General features: G+C 64.0%; 14 protein-coding genes and 1 pseudogene. 7 read left to right on the top strand and 8 right to left on the bottom strand.

The window, feature by feature from the left end:
* Positions 1–23 precede the first annotated feature (23 nt).
* Positions 24–2456, bottom strand: a complete 2433-nt coding sequence (locus ABWO90_RS09290; RefSeq protein WP_353190924.1) for a heavy metal translocating P-type ATPase — start codon at positions 2454–2456, stop codon at positions 24–26.
* 68 nt (positions 2457–2524) lie between these two features.
* Here ABWO90_RS09290 and ABWO90_RS09295 point away from each other — a divergent pair, with 68 nt between their 5' ends.
* The 5 genes and pseudogenes from ABWO90_RS09295 (at position 2525) to ABWO90_RS09315 (ending at position 9344) form a co-directional block, all read left to right on the top strand.
* On the top strand, positions 2525–3025 hold the full coding sequence (locus tag ABWO90_RS09295; RefSeq protein ID WP_353190925.1) for a Cd(II)/Pb(II)-responsive transcriptional regulator: 501 nt from the start codon (positions 2525–2527) through the stop codon (positions 3023–3025).
* A gap of 353 nt (positions 3026–3378) precedes the next feature.
* A pseudogene (locus ABWO90_RS09300) lies at positions 3379–4656 on the top strand (NAD(P)/FAD-dependent oxidoreductase); the annotation flags it as partial.
* A gap of 285 nt (positions 4657–4941) precedes the next feature.
* A complete protein-coding gene (locus ABWO90_RS09305; protein ID WP_353190926.1) occupies positions 4942–6297 on the top strand; it encodes a putative bifunctional diguanylate cyclase/phosphodiesterase in 1356 nt (451 codons plus the stop codon).
* Between the two features lie 24 nt (positions 6298–6321).
* On the top strand, positions 6322–7998 hold the full coding sequence (locus ABWO90_RS09310; RefSeq protein WP_353190927.1) for a sensor domain-containing diguanylate cyclase: 1677 nt from the start codon (positions 6322–6324) through the stop codon (positions 7996–7998).
* A gap of 47 nt (positions 7999–8045) precedes the next feature.
* A complete protein-coding gene (locus ABWO90_RS09315; protein WP_353190928.1) occupies positions 8046–9344 on the top strand; it encodes a phospholipase A in 1299 nt (432 codons plus the stop codon).
* Positions 9345–9520: 176 nt separating this feature from the next.
* Here the strand turns inward: ABWO90_RS09315 and ABWO90_RS09320 are convergent, their stop codons facing one another.
* A complete protein-coding gene (locus tag ABWO90_RS09320) occupies positions 9521–9943 on the bottom strand; it encodes an EamA family transporter (protein ID WP_353190929.1) in 423 nt (140 codons plus the stop codon).
* 164 nt (positions 9944–10107) lie between these two features.
* On the opposite strand from ABWO90_RS09320, the gene ABWO90_RS09325 reads away from it, so the two are divergent.
* Positions 10108–10323, top strand: coding sequence for a DUF1289 domain-containing protein (locus tag ABWO90_RS09325; RefSeq protein WP_353190930.1), 216 nt, complete (start codon positions 10108–10110; stop codon positions 10321–10323).
* Here the strand turns inward: ABWO90_RS09325 and ABWO90_RS09330 are convergent.
* The 6 genes from ABWO90_RS09330 to ABWO90_RS09355 all read right to left on the bottom strand — a co-directional run bounded on the left by ABWO90_RS09330 (position 10304) and on the right by ABWO90_RS09355 (position 18893).
* Complete coding sequence (locus tag ABWO90_RS09330) at positions 10304–11737, bottom strand: aldehyde dehydrogenase family protein (RefSeq protein WP_353190931.1); 1434 nt, start codon at positions 11735–11737, stop codon at positions 10304–10306. The two genes, ABWO90_RS09325 and ABWO90_RS09330, sit on opposite strands and share 20 nt — an antisense overlap.
* Before the next feature lie 378 nt (positions 11738–12115).
* A complete protein-coding gene (locus ABWO90_RS09335) occupies positions 12116–13711 on the bottom strand; it encodes an ABC-F family ATPase (protein WP_353190932.1) in 1596 nt (531 codons plus the stop codon).
* Positions 13712–13939: 228 nt separating this feature from the next.
* Positions 13940–15088 (bottom strand): BMP family ABC transporter substrate-binding protein, encoded by a 1149-nt coding sequence (locus ABWO90_RS09340; protein ID WP_502922579.1) that lies wholly within the window; start codon positions 15086–15088, stop codon positions 13940–13942.
* A 103-nt stretch (positions 15089–15191) separates the two neighbouring features.
* Positions 15192–16121, bottom strand: a complete 930-nt coding sequence (locus tag ABWO90_RS09345; RefSeq protein WP_353190933.1) for an ABC transporter permease — start codon at positions 16119–16121, stop codon at positions 15192–15194.
* 10 nt (positions 16122–16131) lie between these two features.
* The gene (locus tag ABWO90_RS09350; RefSeq protein ID WP_353190934.1) at positions 16132–17238 is read right to left on the bottom strand and encodes an ABC transporter permease; all 1107 of its coding nucleotides are present in this window, start codon (positions 17236–17238) and stop codon (positions 16132–16134) included.
* A gap of 116 nt (positions 17239–17354) precedes the next feature.
* Positions 17355–18893, bottom strand: a complete 1539-nt coding sequence (locus tag ABWO90_RS09355; protein ID WP_353190935.1) for an ABC transporter ATP-binding protein — start codon at positions 18891–18893, stop codon at positions 17355–17357.
* 261 nt (positions 18894–19154) lie between these two features.
* On the opposite strand from ABWO90_RS09355, the gene ABWO90_RS09360 reads away from it, so the two are divergent.
* On the top strand, positions 19155–20093 hold the full coding sequence (locus tag ABWO90_RS09360; protein WP_353190936.1) for a LysR substrate-binding domain-containing protein: 939 nt from the start codon (positions 19155–19157) through the stop codon (positions 20091–20093).
* Positions 20094–20198: the final 105 nt, after the last annotated feature.

The raw sequence follows: 20198 nt of genomic DNA on the forward strand, positions 1-20198 counted from the left end.
GCGCGGCGAATCCCGTCTTGTTGTCACGCCACCTTGATTCGCAGCAGGCGCATGCCATTGGCGATCACCAGCAGACTCGCACCGACATCGGCAAAGACCGCCATCCACAGCGATGCCAGCCCCACCACCGCCAGCGCGAAAAACACCGCCTTGATCGCGAGCGCTACGGCGATGTTCTGCTTGAGTACCGTTGCCGAACGTCGGGAGAGCATCAGGAATGCCGGCAGTTTGCGAAGATCGTCGTCCATCAGCGTGACGTCCGCCGTCTCCAGCGCGCTGTCGGTGCCTGTCACCCCCATCGCAAAACCGACGTCGGCTGCGGCCAGCGCGGGCGCATCGTTGATGCCGTCACCCACCATGCCCACGTGCCCGAACGTCTCTCGCAGCGACGACACGGCTTGCCATTTGTCCTCCGGCAACATCTCGGCACGCACATCGGTCACCCCGGCCTGCTGGCCGATGACCTGTGCGGTCGCGCGGTTGTCGCCGGTCAGCATGATCGTGCGCACCCCCATTTGCGCCAACCGCGAGATGGCCTCGCGACTCTCCTCGCGCAACGTATCGGCGACTGCCAGCACTGCCAGCGCCTGCGTTTCGCTGGCCAGCACAATCGCCGTGCGGGCCTGCGATTCCAGACGATCCAACGCCGCTTCCACATTCGCATTGCATACACCGAGCGACTCGATGAGACGATGGTTGCCCAGGTAGTACAGGGTCTGCCCGATGCGGCCCTTCACCCCCATGCCGGGCAGCGCTTCGAAGTCGGTCACGTCAGGCAGGGGGCCGAGTCCGGCTTGCGCATGCCCATCGACGACTGCACGCGCGATCGGGTGCGTGGTTTGCGCGTCGAGCGCAGCGGCCAGTGTGAGGGCGGCGTCATGCGTCGTTTCGCCCAACGGCACCACGTCGGTCAGGCGCGGCTCGCCGCGCGTGAGTGTGCCCGTCTTGTCGAGCGCCACCGCGCGAATCAGACGTCCGCTCTCCAGGAACGCGCCGCCCTTGATCAAGATGCCCGCGCGCGCTGCCGCTGTCAGTCCACTGACGACGGTCACGGGCGTCGAAATGACGAGCGCACACGGACAGGCAATGACGAGCATGACCAGCGCCTTGTAGATCCACGGTGACCACGCCAGCCCGAACGCCAGCGGCGGCACGATGGCAACGAGCAACGCGCAGAGCACCACCACCGGCGTGTAAATACGCGAGAACTTGTCGACGAAACGCTGCGTCGGCGAGCGCTGCTGCTGCGCGGTCTCCACAATGCGCACGATGCGTGCGAGTGTCGTGTCGCCGGGGGCGACGTTCGTGCGGTACACGATCAACCCGCTTTCATTGATGCTGCCGGCGTAGACTTCGTCGCCTACAGTCTTGTCGACGGGCACGCTCTCACCGGTGATCGACGCCTGATTGAGTGCCGAACTGCCCTGCTCGATCACCCCGTCGATGGCAATGCGCTCGCCGGGACGCGCCCTCACCCGCGCGCCAACCGCCAGCGACGCCGCAGGCACATCGGCCCACGTGCCGTCAGGCTGCTCCACCGACGCCTGATCGGGGGCCAGACGCATCAACGCTTCCACGGCCCGGCGCGCACGCGTGAGCGACGCGGCCTCGAGCTTTTCCGAAAGCGCAAACAGTACGATCACCATCGCCGCTTCGGGCCATTGGCCGATGACCATGGCACCGATCACTGCCAGCGACATGAGGAAGTGGATGTTGAGCGTGAGGTGACGCAATGCGATCCAGCCCTTCTTGAGCGTGGGCAGGCCGCACGCCAGGATGGCCGCCACGACCATCGCGCCGACCCACAGGCTGTGTTCGGGCACGCCGGACCACACGGCGACCTCGCTGGCCGCGGCGAGCGCGCCGCCGGCCACCAGCCGCGTCACTTCACCCTTGCGGCTGGCGGGCGGCGGTGCATTGGCGCCCTCGTCGCCTGACAATGGGACCGGCGTCATACCGAGTTTGCGCAGCGTGTCGGCGACAACGTCGCCATGCCGGGAAACGTCTGCCGCCGAGGGCGTGCCTTCGAAGACAACGGTCAGTTCCCGCTTCAGCAGATTGAAATAGAGGGCGTCGACGAACGGACGATGCTCCAACTGATCGCGAATCAGGCGTTCTTCCGTCGGGCAATCCATCTGGTCGATACGAAAGCGCGCCTGGGGTGCGCTCGCGTCCGGGACAGGCTCCATCGTTGCAAGATTGCCCCCCGACGCGCAGCAGGACACCGCCACATCGGCACTTTTTGCATGCGAGCCGCATGACCCACCGTGATCGTGCGCGTGATCGTGAGAATGGCCGTGCGTATGGCCATCGGCGTGGTCGTGACTGTGCGAATGTGCATGGTCGTGCGCGTGCTCACCCGATGATTGCCCGTGATCGTGATCGTGCGTCTTGCGATCCACCACGGCCGGGCCCGCCGAGCTTGCCAAACGGGCCGGATCCGATGGGTTGGACATGTCAACTCCTGATTTACTGATTCGTGTTACTCTCCATTCAAAACCCTGTAGTGACTACGGAGTCAAGTATGAAAATCGGAGAACTGGCCCGGGCGGCGGGCACCGATGTCGAAACGATCCGCTACTACGAACGCGCCGGCCTGCTGTCAGCACCGCCGCGGACCGATGCCGGCTACCGCGCCTACGGCGAAGACCATCTCGAAGCCCTGCGCTTCATCCGGCATTGCCGCTCCCTCGACATGCCGCTTGCCGACGCCAAGCGGCTGGGTGAACTGGCGCACGATACGACCGTGACCTGCGAGGATGCGAACCAGTTGATCGAGGCCCATCTCGCACGCGTGCATGCACGCATCCACGAGTTGCAAGCACTCGAACAACAGTTGCTACACCTTCAGGCGCAATGCCAAAGTCGTCACGAAACCAGTGATTGCGGCATCTTGCGCGCGCTCATGCAAGGCGCTCATGGTGAAGCATGCGCCTGCCACAACGAAACCGACCCGATCGACGTCGCCTGCGAGCACGAGCACGAGCACGAGCACGAGCACGAGCACGATCATCAGCATGCATGAGCATCGTGGGCGTCGCCGCACCGACGCCCAGGTTCGATACGGGTTCTGATCTGCCGCCGGTTCGCTCGGGACCGGTCGCCTCTCTTCCCCGCCACGCGCGCTCACACGACACGCGCTTTCGTTGTCGATACGCGCACACCTTTCGTCGCACCACCGTCGCACTCGCCGTCAACGCCACGGCGATTGTGATGATTCATTGCATTTGCCCGGAAAACAGGGGCAAAACAGCGCAGTTTCTATACAATGTCCCGCACGCGCCGCACCAGGGAAACGCGACACTTACGAGGCAGGGTCGCGCGGCGTGCCGGATACGCATCGATATGTCGTAATCCGTTCCAATTTCTTGCTCATTTGTCGGAGAACTTATGTCCAGCGATGTATCCGCTACGCCTACGCCCGCGACGGAAAGCAGCGCCGACATCGTCATCATGGGCGCGGGTGCTGCGGGTGTCTCCGTGGCGGCCAGCTTGCGTCGTCGCCGCCCCTCGCTCTCGATCACGATCGTGGACCCGGCCGACACGCACTACTATCAACCGGCCTGGACCCTCGTGGGCGCCGGTGAATTCGACGCAGCACGCACGGCACGTCCGATGTCGAGCGTCATTCCCGAAGGCGTGAACTGGGTGCAAGCCGCAGTCACCGCGTTTGCGCCCGAACACCAGCAGGTCCTGCTGTCTGACGGTCGCCGTCTCGGTTACCGATACCTCATCGTGGCGCCCGGCCTGCAACTGAACTGGGAAGCGATCGACGGTCTGACGGAGACGCTCGGCCGCAACGGCGTCACATCCAACTATCGCTTCGATCTCGCGCCATACACATGGTCACTGGTGCGCGACTTCAAGGGTGGCAACGCGCTTTTCACCCAACCGCCCATGCCGATCAAGTGCGCCGGGGCGCCGCAAAAGGCGATGTACCTGTCTGCGGATACCTGGCGACAGCACGGCGTGCTCGACAAGTCCCATATCGAGTTTCATCTCGTCGCTCCCGCGTTGTTCGGTGTCAAGGAATACATTCCGGCACTGATGGCGTATGTGAAGCGCTACGGCATTTCGCTCAATCACCTCTCGCATTTGCGCGCAGTGGACGGCGAGCGCCGCGTGGCCCGTTTCGAAATTTTCGACGCCGACGGTCAGTCGCAATTCGTCGACAAACCGTTCGACCTGCTGCACGTCGTGCCGCCGCAGAGCGCACCGGACGTGCTGCGTGCGAGTCCGCTCGCCGATGCTGCCGGTTGGTGCGAAGTCGATCCGGCCACCTTGCGCCACGTACGCTATGCGAACGTTTTTGGTCTGGGCGATGCGATTTCGGCCCCCAATGCGAAGACGGCGGCCGCTGCGCGCAAACAAGCCGTCGTGGTGGCCAACAACCTGCTCGCCGCCATGGATGGTCGCCCGCTGTCCCTGCATTACGACGGTTACGGGGCTTGCCCGCTCACGGTCGAACACGGCAAGATCGTGCTCGCCGAGTTCGGTTACGGCGGCAAACTGCTGCCCACGTTCCCGATCGATGGCACCCAGGCGAACCGTTTCGCCTGGGTGTTGAAGAAGTACGTCCTGCCCAAGGTGTACTGGGATTTCATGCTTCGCGGGCGAGAGTGGCTGGCGCAACCCAGCCGTAGCAACCATAGGTGAAACCCCAACTCAATTTTCATGAATGGGTGCCGTTAAAGGTCACAGGACCCGGTTCCGCGACCGGGCACGAGCTTCTTGTCGGGCCACGCCTTGCGCGCGGTCTGCCGAAGCGCGGGGGAGACGGCACTCAGACGCAACCGCTCCTCGCACGACGGCCGACACACTTACGCGTCTTATACTGAACATGATTCAAGGGTTTTCTGGCGGCACGACCGGTTCGACGCGTGGGGTTTTCGAGCCCCGTCGCTTGATATGCGGCAATGACGAACGTTCAACCGAGTGGGCATGGCATGCCCGACTGCCGAGATGAACGATACGAACGCGCTGCGCCGGCAAGTCGTGCTCGCCGATCTCCTGTTGGATCGGCAGCGGCTTTTGCGCGCCCTTAGCCTTGAACTGCGCACCCCGAGCCCGCCGAACAGCCACAGTGCGCTGGTCGTGCTGCACGTCGGCCGAGGTCAGCGCACGGCAACCACTCAACCTGCCATCTCCGACGCCGATTTGCTCGCGACCATCGCGTTTCGCATCGGTTCGCGCATTCGCCGCCGCGACCTCATCGGTCGTGTGTCCGATCAGCAGATCGCGATCCTGCTGCGCGATCTCGGCAGCCGCGAAGCGGCGGTGCAGGTGACGCGTCGCTTTATCCGCGCCGGCGAGTCGCCGGTGCCTTGCGGCAACGGCCTGCTTTATCCGCTCCTGTCCGCGGGGATCACGCACTTGCCGCAAGTACCGGTGTGGCCGGCGACGCTTCTCGAGCACACGTCGGACGTGGCCGATCAGGCCATTCGCGAGAGCGCATCGCGCTTTCTGGTCACCGAGGCCCCGTCTGCCCCGACCGAAGGCCTCAATCCGCCGGACGAAGCCGGGAACGAACACTATTGGCGTAACGCCATCGGACGGGCGCTGTCGGACTCCGAATTCCGCCTGCATTACCAGCCGCAGATCGACATGCGTACCGGCCGTCTGACGGGGCTCGAAGCCCTGATCCGCTGGCAGCGTGACGACGAACTCATCATGCCCGGGGAGTTCATCCCGGCGGCAGAGCGTTGCGACGTGATCGGTCCGATCGGCGACTGGACCTTGCAGGAAGCCTGCCGCCAGCTCGATCAATGGCAATCCGATGGCGAGGAGTATCCTCGCGTCGCCGTGAACCTGTCTGCACAGCAAATGCGCATGCAGACACTGGAAACGGTCCGCTACGCGCTCAAGCATCACCGCGTGCCGCCCGACAAGCTCGAGATCGAGATCACGGAGTCGTCGCTGATTTCCCACCTCGACGAAGCGGCCACGCTGATGAACGAACTCGTGGCGATGGGCGTGCGCTTGTCGCTCGACGATTTCGGCACGGGCTATTCGAGCTTCGTGCGCCTCAAGCGCTGGCCGTTCGGCACCGTCAAGATCGACTATCAGTTCGTGGCAGGTGTGCTCCTTGGCGGCTACGACACGGAACTGATTCGCGCCATCATCGCCATCGCCCGCAAGCTCGAGATCGAAACCGTCGCCGAAGGTGTGGAGACCAGCGCGCAACGCGACGCCCTCGCCTCGCTGGGCTGTCATGCCTGGCAGGGGTATCATTGCACGCGTCCACTTCCGCCCGGGCACATCGAGACATTCATCCGAGACTGGCACGGGCGCCTGTAAACGCGTCTGCACCCGCATTTGCCGTTGGTCCACGTTCAGTTCAACCGTCACCGCGCCGTTTCCGCCATCGTCGGCGGCCTGGCCATTCTCGCAGGCGTGCTCTTCGCCTGGGGGTTGGCCCGCTTCGCCGCCGATCAACTCGTGGCGAACCGTTCCGCGCGCCTGCTCTTCGAAGAGCGCAGCATCGCCACGCGCCTGGCGCACGGCACCGTTCACACCGTCAATCAGGACCTGATGCTCATTCGCGGCATCCCGCAGGTGCTCGCCCAGATCGGGCAGGTTCAGGATGCCGCGGCCACCGTCGCGGACCACCCACTCAAAGGAATGCCTCCGGCGAAGGCGCGCGAACTGCTACTCGCCGAGCCAGAGCTCAAGCCGGTAAACGAGCTGCTGCGCGCCGCTCAGCAATACTTCGGCGCAGATCTCGTATGGCTCGGCACGCCCGATGGTGTCACGATTGCGTCAAGCGATGCCTATACGCGTGACCCGCTCATCGGTGACAACTACGGCGACCGCGGCTACTTCAATGCCGCACTGCTCGGTGGTGCGGGGCAGCAGTATGTCATTGGCCGCAAGACCGGCCTGCCCGGCATCTACTTCACCGCGCCCGTGTACCGCGATGGTGTGCTCGTCGGCGTGATGGTCGTGAAGCTCGGCGTTCGCCGGTTGACCCATTGGGTCGACACCGGCGCGTCGTTCGTCACCGACGCCAACGGCGTGATCGTGCTGGCCAACGACCCGACCTTCACCGGTCTTGCCGTGCCGGGGGCCAAGGTGTTCCAGATGACCCGCGAAGAGCGCCGGCACCTGTATCAGCAGGAAGACTTTACCGTCGCCCCCATCGAGAGCTACGACCTGTCGCCCGGCACGCCCGATATTCTGTTGCATGACGACGATGCGGACAAAACCGATCACAGTGCACGCCTTGTCCGTGTGCGGCCCGACAACCAGCCGTATCTGCTGGAGGCCGAACTATCGACCGATGACGAACTCGTCATCTACACCATGAGCGAGGCACCGACGCTTGGCAGCCTGTTCATCGAACGGCGCCGTTATGCCGTGCTCGTGTTTGCGTTGTTGTTGAGTTCGGCCGGTGCGCTTTATCTCCTCGTGCGCTATCTGCGCCGGGGCCAGATCCAGCTGACGGACACGCTCGCCAAAAACGCGGCGCTGGAACACGAGGTCAAGTACGACGCACTGACCGGCGCCCTGTCTCGCGGCCACTTTCTGAAGCGGCTTTACGCCGAGGTCACGCAAGCCGAAGCGACCGACGTGCCCGCCTGCGTCATTCTCGTGGACCTGGATCACTTCAAGCAGATCAACGACACCTGGGGCCATGCGCTCGGCGACACCGTACTTGCGACATTCGTCCACCTCTGTCACGAATCGTTACGCGAAGATGACATCTGCGGTCGTTTGGGGGGCGAAGAATTCGCTATCATCCTGAGTGGCGCCACAGAGGCGCGCGCCTTCGAGGCTGCTGAGCGATTGCGCGAAGCGGTTCGTGCAGCGCGCATCACCATCGACGACCGCACACTCCAGTTCACGATCAGTGCCGGTGTTGCCCAATGGCACGCGGGTGACGACGGTAACGCGTGGCTGCGGCGCGCCGACGCGGCGCTTTACCTTGCCAAATCTCGCGGACGCGATCGCTGCGCCCGCGAATCCGACCTCCGGGTGCTCACCCGGGGCGGATCGTAACTGACTTCGGGCTCACCGGCCCGGGGTCGCAAACCCAGACCGGACCGATGCTCACGACGAATCTCGCCACATTCGCCCCATCGCCGCTGCGCGCCCTCCAACTCGGCACCGTTGCCCTGTGCCTGGCCCTGAGCAACGCGGCACATGCCGATCTCTCGCTTCTGCAGCCGCCACGAGCACTCACGGGCGGCGCACCGTTGCAACTGACCCTGCTGGCCACCCAAGACACAGCGGGCGGCACGACGATCGCCTTGCCCGATGAAATCGTCGTGCGCATTTCCAACGACGACTTCAAACCCACCTTGCTGCACCTCAAGCGCGCGGCCGTCGTGCCTGCTCAGGTGACGCTCGACGAAGGACAGTTCCGGCGCGTTCCCTACGCGGCGGCGTTGCCCAAGGAATTGCGCGGTACCGTGCGCATCGAACCCGTCGACTGGGATGCATCGACGACGACCATCGTGCTGGACCGCGCCGCGCCGGCAGAACCGATGGTGGCCGCAGCGCCCGCTGCCGGCGAATGGGCCGCCCCGGGCGCCGCAGCATCGGGCGCGGCTGCGGCGACCCCGGCCCCGGCATCGGACGCCATCGCGAGTGCCGGCCCCGACGCCATTGCCCCGACCAGCGACGCCGAGTTTGCACGCATTTCGTCCAACGAGCCGATGTACATCGCGTTCGGCAAGAACGGCGACGCCAACGCACGTTTCCAGCTCAGCTTCAAGTTCCACATCCTCAAGCCGGACAACCCCGCATCGAAGTCCTTCCTCGACAATCTGTACTTCGGCTACACGCAGTTGTCCATCTGGGATCTCGAGGCTGAATCTGCGCCTTTCCGCGATTCGAACTACCGACCGAGCCTCTTCTACTACATCCCGGACACCGGCGTGCGGGCAGGCTGGTTCTCCTCGCTGGGCATTGCCGCGGGTATTGAACACGAATCCAACGGCAAAGCAGGCGACGATTCGCGCAGCATCAACACTGTCTTCGTCAAACCGATCCTGACATTCGGCAACCCTTCGGAGTACCACTGGACGATCGCGCCAAAGCTCTACGCCTATCTCGAGAAGAAGGACAATCCGGACATCCAGAACTACCGTGGCTATATGGACCTGCTCGTGCTCTGGGGCAAACCCAATGGCTGGCAGATCGGTGCCACCCTGCGCAAGGGCATGAAGCGCAACTACGGCAGCGTGGACGTGCAAGTCACCTACCCGCTCGGCAAGCTGATCCCGGGAACCGGCGGCTACATCTGGCTCGGTTACTTCACTGGCTACGGCGAAGACATGCTCGACTACAACCGTCATTCGCCGTCGCAGGTGCGGATCGGTTACAGCGTGTTCCGGTGGTAAGGCACCGCCCACAGGGCTGAACGCCCGCCACATGCCGACAGGCATCGAGAGGTATCGGGAGGTATCGGGAGGTATCGGGAGGTGTCGGGAGGTGTCGGGAGGTGCCGGGAAGGTGTCGGGAGGCAAACGCACAATCGGCATTCAACCGATGTCGGCTCGCCGCGCTTCCCGCAGGCTCACAGCACCAGCACGAGCGCGCCAGCCACAATCAACGCACCGCCGAGCGCCTCCTTCATCGAGAACGGCTCGCCCAGTGCAATCCAGCCGATGAGCATGGCCATCGCCACGCTGAGCTTGTCGAGCGGCGCCACCCCCGATACCGGGCCCAGTTGCAGGGCGCGGAAGTAGCAGAGCCACGACAGCCCCGTCGCCACCCCCGACAACACGAGAAACAGCCACGTGTTGGCGCTCAGGCTAGCGGGACGCTGCCACTCCCCGCGCATGCCCACGATCGCCAGCGTGACAGCGAAAATGATGACCGTACGAATCAGTGTGGCCATGTTCGAGTTGACCTGCGCCACCCCGAGCTTGCCGAAGACCGCCGTCAGCGCGGCAAAGAATGCCGAGCCCAGCGCAAACAGTTGCCAGCTTCGCAGCATGATGAATCCCCACCCTTGAAAAGTATGGGCCGCCATTAACCTGAAACCGGCGGCCATGTCCACCGTCCGCACCCAGCCGTAGGGGAATGGAAGTTCGACACGGCGTTGGTGAGATAATGGCGTGACTTCGCAACATACACCTGCCTTCAGCCGATTCCCGCCTTATGTCCGAACTGCACGACCGCCCCGACAGCCCTTGCATTGGTGTTTGCTCGACGTTATTCGACGACGTCTGCAAGGGTTGCGGCCGCACCGCAGAAGAAGTGTCGAACTGGGTGTTCTTCACCGACGAGGAGAAGGCGGTCATTTGGGAGCGCATCACGCGCGACGGCACCGCGATGCGCTTCTGTGACAGTGGTTCTACGTCTTCGCAGACTTGAACTGCAGCGACTTGTATTCGAGAAACTCCTCGAAGCCAAACACACCGTTTTCGCGCCCGTGTCCTGACTGCTTGAAGCCGCCAAACGGCGCCTGCACGTTGAACTCACCGCCGTTGATGTCGACCTGCCCCGTGCGAATCTGACGCGCCACGCGGACCGCCCGGGCCTCGTCGCCCGACCACACGCCACCGCCCAATCCATAGATCGAGTCGTTCGCGATGCGAACCGCGTCGGCTTCGTCCTGATATGTGATGATCGAGAGCACGGGGCCGAAGATCTCCTCTTGCGCCACGGTCGCATCCGGCGTGACACGCCCGAGTACGGTCGGCTGCACAAAGAACCCCGCTTCAAACCCGGCAGGTACGGTGTCTCCGCCTGCGATCAGCTCGGCGCCTTCCGCCAATCCCTTGCGGATGTATGTTTGCACGCGCTCGCGCTGCGCCGCCGACGCCAACGGCCCGAGGCGGGTCGTTTCTTCCCGCGGATCGCCCAACGTAAAGCGCGCCACAGCCTCCTTGGCAAGCGCCTTGACCTCGTCGTAGCGCGACGCAGGGACCAGCATGCGCGTATGTGCCGAACAGGTCTGTCCTGAATTCAGATAGCAAGCGTTCAACGTGCCTTTGACGGCTGCCGCCAGGTCCGCGTCGTCGAGCACCACCGATGCCGATTTCCCGCCCAGCTCCAGTGCAACACGCTTGACCGTTTGCGAGGCCACCTCCGACACCCGCTTGCCCGCGCGCGTCGATCCGGTGAACGACACCATATCGACCTCCGGATGGCGCGCCAGTACCTCACCGACGACCGGGCCGAGGCCGGTCACCAGATTGAACACGCCCGCCGGGAGTCCCGACTCCGCGATCACTTCCGCCAGCACAAAGGCGTTGAACGGCGCGACTTCCGACGGTTTGAGGACGACCGTACATCCGGCAGCCAACGCCGGTGCCACCTTCAACGTGATCTGATTGAGCGGGTAGTTCCACGGCGTGATCGCACCGACAACCCCGACGGGTTCACGCACGACCAGCGAATTCCCCACGCGCGCCTCGAACGCAAAGCCCTCGACCAGTTCGGCGTACTTGTTCCAGTGGTAGATAGGGCCACCGACCTGAATGGCACGCACCAGCTTGATCGGCATACCGGTCTCGCCGGTCATGATCCGGGCCAGTTCATCGGTGCGTGCCTTCAGCCCCGATGCAATCTTGCGCAGATACCCGGCGCGCTCGGCTGGCGAAGTCGCCGCCCATGCGTCACGCGCTTTGCGTGCCGCTGCAATGGCCGCTTCCGTGTCCGCCGCATCACCTTCGGGAATGCGACCCATGAGCTTGCCATCAGCCGAATGGAAGACGTCCAGCGCGCCGCGCCCGATCGGCGCCACCCATTGTCCGTCGATGAAAAACTTGTCGTACGCGATCATGCAATGTCTCCTGCCAGGAGGTTCTCAACGAGCGCTCATTGTAGTCCGCTCCCTGTTGACCTTCGTCGTCCGTGAGCAAAATCGGGCTGCGCCGATACGCAGACGCCGACATTCCCATGTCGGTTCGGAATGCGCCCGAGACCAGGCACTCGCCACGCCCCAAGCCAGCCTAAGCCAGCCCAAACCGGCCCAAACTGGCCCAAACCGCCCCAAACCGCCCCGTAAACGCAAACAGGGCGCCTGCCATGCAAGCGCCCTGCCCATATTCTCGAAAAGCTCCGCTGCGCATCTTGGGGTGCTTGACGCCTCACGCCAACGCATCGGCGCCGAGGGCATCGCCCCACCCCAAAACGCGCTAACCCGGCGCGCCCCTCGTCGTCAGACTTCGACGCCCTGGCTTGCCAGGTACTCGTCGTACGTGCCTTGATAGTCGACGAGCGTACCGTCGCTCTTCACTTCGATGACGCGCGTGGCCAGGCCCGACACGAATTCACGGTCGTGCGACACGAAGACCAGCGTACCCGGATACTTGTCGAGCGCGATCTGCAGCGATTCGATCGACTCCATGTCCATGTGGTTGGTCGGCTCGTCCATCATCAGCACGTTGTGGCGGCCCAGCATCAGCTTGCCCCAGATCATGCGACCCTTCTCGCCACCGGAGAGCACGCGCACCGACTTGCGCACGTCGTCGCCACCGAAGAGCAGACGTCCGAGCGAACCACGGATCACCTGGTCGTCGTCGCCTTCCTTGCCCCACTGCGTCATCCAGTCGGTGAGTGTGACATCTTGCGGGAACGCCTCGGACGTATCCTGCGGCATATAGCCGATGTTCGCGTTCTCCGCCCACTTGACGTTACCCGAATCGATCGGCAGCTCGGCCATCAGACTGCGCAGCAGCGTGGTCTTGCCCGCGCCGTTCTCGCCGATGATCGCCACACGTTCGCCGGCACGCACCGCGCCGGAGAAGTTCTTGAAGATCTGACGATCGTACGACTTCGAGATCCCGTCGTATTCGAAGGCGAGGTTATGCAGCTTCTTCTCGAATTCGAAACGAATGAACGGGTTCTGGCGCGACGACGGCTTCACGTCTTCCACCTTGATCTTGTCGATCTGCTTCAGACGGCTCGTTGCCTGACGTGCCTTCGACTTGTTCGCCGAGAAGCGGCGCACGAAGTCCTGCAGGTCGGAGATACGTTCCTTTGCCTTCGTGTTCGCGGCCATCTGACGTTCGCGAGCCTGCGCCGACGCCAGCATGTAGTCGTCGTAGTTGCCCGGGTAAATGGTCAGCGTGCCGTAGTCCATATCGGCCATGTGCGTGCACACGGCGTTCAGGAAGTGGCGATCGTGCGAAATGATGATCATGGTGGAGTTGCGCTCGTTGAGCACGTCTTCCAGCCAGCGGATCGTGTTGATGTCCAGGTTGTTGGTCGGCTCGTCGAGGAGCAGCACGTCCGGGTTCGAGAACAGCGCCTGTGCCAGCAACACACGCAGCTTCCAGCCCGGCGCGACGTTGCTCATCGGGCCCTGATGCTGATCCGTCGGAATACCCACGCCCAGCAGCAGTTCGCCGGCGCGCGCTTCGGCCGTGTACCCGTCGTACTCGGCAAACTTCGCCTCCAGCTCGGCGGCGTGCATGTAGTCGTCGTCCGTCGCTTCCGGATTCGCGTAAATCGCGTCGCGCTCGCTCATGGCGGCCCACATTTCGGTGTGGCCCATCATCACGACATCGAGCACGCGCATGTCTTCGTAGGCGAACTGGTCCTGCTTGAGCTTACCCAGACGCACGTTGGGTTCAAGCATGACGTTGCCGCTGCTCGGCTCCAGATCGCCGCCGAGAATCTTCATGAACGTCGACTTGCCGCAACCGTTGGCGCCGATCAGGCCATAGCGGTTGCCCCCGCCGAACTTGACGGAGATGTTCTCGAAGAGCGGCTTGGCGCCGAATTGCATCGTGATATTGGCGGTAGACAGCACAGGCGGTATCCGGGAGATGAGGTGCGGTGGCACAAAATTGCGCCACGAAACCCGACATTTTAGCACCGATGCGTGTCACGCGCCCCCGGCACGACGCCAGTGCCTGTCACGCCCCCTCTCAACCCCACGCCCAACCCGCTGTCCCGGCCGTCCACGCATAAAAAAACCGCCGGCAAACACCGGCGGTTTTTGTGCAACCCAGCGCCGCCGCAGGACGGCACGCAGGCCTTACTGCTTCGGCAGCGAGCCCTCGACGCCCTCGACGAACCAGTTGATCTGGTGCTTCTCGTCGTCGTTCAGCGTCTTGCCTGCCGGCACGATTTCCTTGCCGTCCTGGCCCTTGATCGGGCCGGTGAACGGATCGTACTTGCCGTCGCGAATGGCGTCGTGGCGGGCCGTGACGGCCTTGCGTGCCGCTTCGGAGACGGCCTTGTCGTTGATCGCCACGAGGTTGATCTCGTCTTCCTTGATGCCACCCCAGACCGGCGTGTTCTTCCACGAGCCCTGCATGACCTCGTCGACCGTACGGATGTAGTACTTGCTCCAGTCGATGGCGGCCGACGCGAGGTGGGCGTTCGGACCGAACTTGCTCATATCCGAATCCCACCCGAAGGCATGAATCTTCTTCTCTTCGGCCACCTGCATCACCACCGCCGAGTCGACGTTCTGCATGAGCACGTCGGCGCCCTGACCCACGAGCGATTCGGCGGCCTGGCGCTCCTTGCCCGGATCGAACCAGCTGTTGATCCAGACAACCTTCACCTTGACCTTCGGGTTCACTTCGCGCGCGGCGATGGTGAAAGCGTCGATGTTGCGGATCACTTCGGGAATCGGTACCGAAGCCACGTAGCCGATCACGTTCGACTTCGTCACATGCCCGCCGACCACGCCCGCGAGGTGCGCACCTTCATAGGTCCGCACGTCGTACGTCCCGAGGTTCGGCGCCGTCTTGAAGCCCGTGGCGTGCTCGAACGTGACGTCCGGGAAATCGGCGGCCGTCTTGACCATCGAGTCCATGTAGCCGAACGACGTGCCGAAGATCAGCTTGTTGCCCTTGCTCGCGAGATCGCGGAACACACGCTCGGAATCGGCGCCTTCCGGCACGTTTTCAACGCGGGTCACGGTGACCTTGTCGCCGAACTTCGCCTCGACGGCCTTCGCGCCCTGCTCGTGAGCGAACGTCCAGCCGGCGTCGCCCGGGTTGCCGATGTAGACGAACGCCACGCCCATCGGGCCCTTGCCCGCCGGTGCGGCCGACGCCTGTGCGTCGGAAGCGGCCGCGGGGGCGTTTGCGGTGTTGTTTTCCTGCTTGCCGCAGGCGGAGACCAGCATGGCGGCTGCCAGGCTGGCCATCGTGATCAGGACTTTACGTCGCATCGATTCTCTCCTCGTCATCGATTGTTTCAGGTTGATTCATTTCTTGGGCCCATCAGGCTTCGCAACGTCGGGGCTTGCGGCGCAAGCCCTGCGCATCGGCGCCTCAGGCCCCCGCGAAGAACGGCTTGCCCAGCGAAGCGGGCGCGTTCAGGCGAATGGTCTGGCGATTGCGCGAGATGATGACCAGCACCACGATGGTCGCCAGGTACGGCAGGCTGGCCAGCGCCTGCGACGGAATCCGGATCCCCATCGCCTGCGCCTGGAATTGCAGCGCCATGACCACGCCGAAGAGCAGCGCGCCGAGCATCGTGCGCCCGGGGCGCCACGTGGCGAAAACGACCAGCGCCAGTGCAATCCAGCCGCGCCCTGCCGTCAGGTTCTCCTGCCACAGCCGCAGATAACCGACCGAGTAGTACGCGCCTGCCAGCCCGGACATCGCGCCGCCGAACAGCGTCGCGAGATAGCGAATGCGTACCACCGGATACCCGATCGCATGCGCCACGGCAGGCGCTTCGCCAATCGAGCGCAGCACCAGTCCGGCTCGCGTCCGGTACAGGAACACGGCAATCGCCACCAGCAGCACGATCGACAGATAACCCAGCGGGTTGAGCGAGAAAATCGACGGCCCCAGCACCGGAATCGACGACAGTCCCGGGATCGGCAGATCGCGCAGCATCGGAATCGTCGCGTCAGTGTACGGACGCCCCACGTAGGCCGACAGGCCGATGCCGAAAATGGTCAGCGCCAGCCCGGTCGCGACCTGGTTGGCCATCAGCGACAGCGTGAGCCAGGCAAAGATGGCCGACATTGCCACGCCCGCCGCCACACCGGCGAGTACGCCCAGCCAGAGGCTGCCCGTTTGCACGGTGGCGGCAAAGGCGCCGATGGCGCCCATGAGCATGGTGCCCTCGACACCAAGATTCAGCACACCCGACTTCTCGGTCACGAGTTCACCGAGTGCTGCGAGCATCAGCGGTATCGCCGCGATCACGGCGCTCGCCGCCAGCGGCGTCAGCAGATTGATCCAGTCCATGCGGCGCTCCTCAGGCTTCGCTCGCCTGCGCGCGGGCGCGACGGCGAAGACGGTAATTCACGAAAACGTCGCAGCCCAGCAGGCTGAACAGCAACAGGCCCTGGAAAACGCCGCTGATCGCCTTGGGCAACTGCAACGACGTCTGCACCGCTTCGCCGCCGAGGTACAGCAACGCCATGAGCAGGCTCGCCAGCACAATGCCGACGGGATGCAGTCGGCCGACGAAGGCCACGATGATGGCCGTGAAGCCATAGCCCGGCGCCCAGGTTGCCTGCAACTGCCCGACCGGGCCGGCCACCTCGCCAGTGCCCGCCAGACCGGCCGCCGCGCCGCCGATGAGCAACGCCAGCCACACGGCGCGAGGCTCGGAATAGCCGGCGTAGCGCGCGGCCAGCGGGGCAAGCCCGCCCACTTCCATCCGATAGCCCGCAAAGCTCTTGCGCATGAAGAACCACGCGGCAGGCACGGCCACCACGGCCATGAAAACCGACGCGTTCAGGCGCGTGCCGCGCCACGGTGCCCAGTGCCAGTCGCCGAAAAAGCGCGGGAACAGCGCGTCGCGGCCGAAATTGATCGACTGCGGGAAATTCATGCCGTGCGGGTCCTGCCACGGACCACTCACGAGATAGATCAGCAACTGCGTGGCAACGTACGTGAGCATCAGGCTCACGAGAATCTCGTTGGCGTTGAACCGCACGCGCAACAGTGCCGGGATTGCCGCCCACAACATGCCGCCCACGGCGCCCGCCGCCATCATCAGCGGCAGCAGCCAGGGGCCGCCGTGACCGTCGAAATGGATGGCCACCCCCGAGGCGAAAATGCCGCCGAGCAGCAACTGCCCTTCCGCACCGATGTTCCACACGTTCGCCCGGTAGCCGATCGCCAGCCCCAGCGCGATCAGGCACAGCGGCGAGGCCTTGAGCAGCAGCTCGGACCAGCCGTTCAGGCTGCTGACCGGCGCGAGGAAGAACGCCGCCATGGCCTGCGCCGGATTCTTGCCGAGGAAGCTGAAAATGAGCACGCCGCCGGCCAGCGTGATGAGCGTGGCCACGAGCGGCATGGCGAGCCGCATGGTGCGGGAGGGACTTGGCCGTGGCTCAAGCATCAAATCGAACATGGTGTCTGAAAATCGATGAAAACGTTACGGTGTGCGCGGCGGTGCCAACGGCGCACCGGCATGACAAATCGGAGCCTTCTTGCCGATACCCTCATAACGGATCGGCGCCCCCGGGATCACGCTGCGCGCTCGCCGGGACCGCCGGGAAACATTCCCGCCATCCACAGGCCGATCTCGCGCGCGTCGGTCTGCTCGGGCTTGCGCACCGGCGACAGACGCCCCTGCGCGAGCACGGTGATCCGGTCGCAAATTTCGAACAGTTCGTCGAGCTCCTCCGACAGCACCAGCACGGCCACACCGCGCGACGACAAGTCGAGCAACTGCTGGCGGATGAAGCTCGCCGCCCCCACGTCGACCCCCCAGGTGGGTTGCGCGACGACGAGGACTTTCGGCTCCTGCAGGATTTCGCGTCCGACGATGAACTTCTGAAGATTGCCGCCCGACAGGCTTTGCGCGGCCGCATCGGGCCCGCCCGCCTTTACGTTGAAGCGCTCGATGCACTGCGACGCAAAGTGACGCAGCGCCCCGCGACGGATCCATCCGCCGCGCAGTAATCCGAGATGCGCCGTGCCGGAGGCCCCCAGCAGCGCGTTGTCGGTCAATGACATGCTGGGCACCGCGCCGCGCCCGAGGCGTTCTTCCGGCACGAAAGCCAGTCCCAGACGCCGCCGCGTGGCGGCGCCCATGCGACCGACCGCGCGGCCGTTCAGGTGGATCGCTTCGGCCTGCGGCGCCCGGGCCTCGCCGGACAACGCGGCCAGCAGTTCGGCCTGACCGTTGCCGGACACCCCGGCAATCCCCACGATCTCGCCCGCATGCACGTCGAGATCGACCTCCTTGAGCGACGTGCCGAACGGATCGTCGCTGGCCATCGTCAGCTGGCGCAACGACAACAGCGCCTCGCCCGGCTGATGCGCACGACGCTCGATCTGCGGCAGCGCGCGCCCGATCATCATCTGCGCGAGCGTCTCGGCGGTTTCTTCACGGGGTACGGCGTGACCGGACACGCGTCCGCCACGCAGCACGGTCGCGTGGTCGCACAGATCGCGGATTTCGTCGAGCTTGTGACTGATGTAGACGATGCTGCACCCTTCGGCCGCCAGGCGGCGCAGCGTGCCGAACAGCTTCTGGACGGCTTGCGGCGTCAGCACCGATGTGGGCTCGTCCATGATGAGCAGGCGCGGATTCTGCAGCAGGCAGCGCACGATCTCCACGCGTTGACGCTCGCCCACAGACAGGCTGTGGACGTGACGCAGCGGGTCGACTTCGAGGCCGTATTGTGCGGAAACGTCGCGGATGCGGGCGGCAAGCGCCTTCAGATCGTGCCCAGCGTCGTCGAGCGCGAGGGAAATGTTCTCGGCGACGGTCAGCGTCTCGAAGAGTGAGAAATGCTGGAACACCATGCCGATGCCGAGCTTGCGCGCGGCGGCCGGGCTGTCGATGCGAACCGGCTGCCCTTCCCACCGGATCTCTCCGGCGTCAGGCCGAACCGCGCCGTAGATGATCTTCATCAACGTGCTCTTGCCTGCACCGTTCTCCCCCAGTACGGCGTGGATCTCGCCGGGTAACACGCGCAACGCGATGTCGTCGTTGGCCACCACGCTCGGATAGCGTTTGGTAATGCCGGTCAGCGCCAGACGCGGCGTGGGTTGCATAGGAGAGGTCACTGGCGGAGTTGGGCGATAAAAAGCGGCATCGAGGCAGAATCGGGCCGCGGTTGGGGCGGGACGAAAATACCCAAATTGCGTCGAAATGTCGAGCGTATGTCAATAAGACGGTAACTTCTGGCGATTTGCGGGCGACAAACGACTATTTTGGTGATAGGGGTTTCCGCTATAGAGACCCCGGACCTTGTGCTTCATAATGATTTACTTATGCAATCCAGGGTCCAACATATTCGGATCGTTATATTTCTCATGAGCCAAAACCGCGAACCGATTGACACTTACTTGCTGCGCGTCCTTCACACCCTGTTGATCGAGCGAAGCGTGACGCGGGCGGCCGTCAAGCTGAACCAGTCGCAACCGGCCATCAGCGCAGCGCTGCGTCGATTGCGCGACATCACCGGCGATCCGCTGCTGGTGCGCGGGAAGTCGGGCATGGTGCCCACGGAATACGGTCAGTCGCTGCTCGAACCGACGCAGAATGCCCTGCGTGAGATCGAGCGCATCACCGTGCAGCAATCGAATTTCGATCCGGCCACGACGGTGCGCACGTTCCGCATCGGGTCGCCCGACTATCTGAATACGCTGTTCGTGCCCACGGTTGTCGAGCGTTTTCGCCAACAGGCCCCGAACGCGCAACTCGAACTGCACTCGCTCGGCCCTGCGTTCGATTACGAGCACGCACTCGAAGACGGCAAGGTCGATATCGTGATCGGCAACTGGCCGGAACCGCCGGAACAGCTCCACCTCTCGAACCTGTTCGTGGACCAGATCGTCTGCCTGGTGCGCAACACACACCCCTACGCCAAGCGCGGCCTCACGCTCGACCAGTACCTTGCAAGCCCGCACCTCGCGCCCACGCCCTACTCCGTGGCGCAACGCGGCGCAATCGACATGCACCTGGCGCGCGAGCGTCTGAAGCGCAATGTGGTCGTCACGATCCCGTACTTCAATCTGGCGCCCTACGTGCTCTTGAAATCCGACCTGATCTTCACGACGACGCGCCTGTTCGCCGATCACTACGCGGAGTTCCTGCCGTTGACGGTTCTGGAGACCCCCATCGACTTCCCGCCGATGCAGTACTACCAGTTATGGCATGAGCGCACGCACTACTCGGATGAAGTGCGTTGGCTGCGAAGTGTCATTTCGGATGCCACGCGGACCTTGCTGGAAGCGCGTTCGCCTTCCTGATCCCATTGCCTCGCCGATTTTACCGGCGGAGCGGCCCCCACCGCTCCGCCGAACCGCACGGCGACGTTCCCCATGCACGGGAACCTCGCCCCGACTTCCCGCTTG

This window comes from Pandoraea pnomenusa (assembly GCF_040391475.1).
Taxonomy (GTDB): Bacteria; Pseudomonadota; Gammaproteobacteria; order Burkholderiales; family Burkholderiaceae; genus Pandoraea; species Pandoraea pnomenusa_C.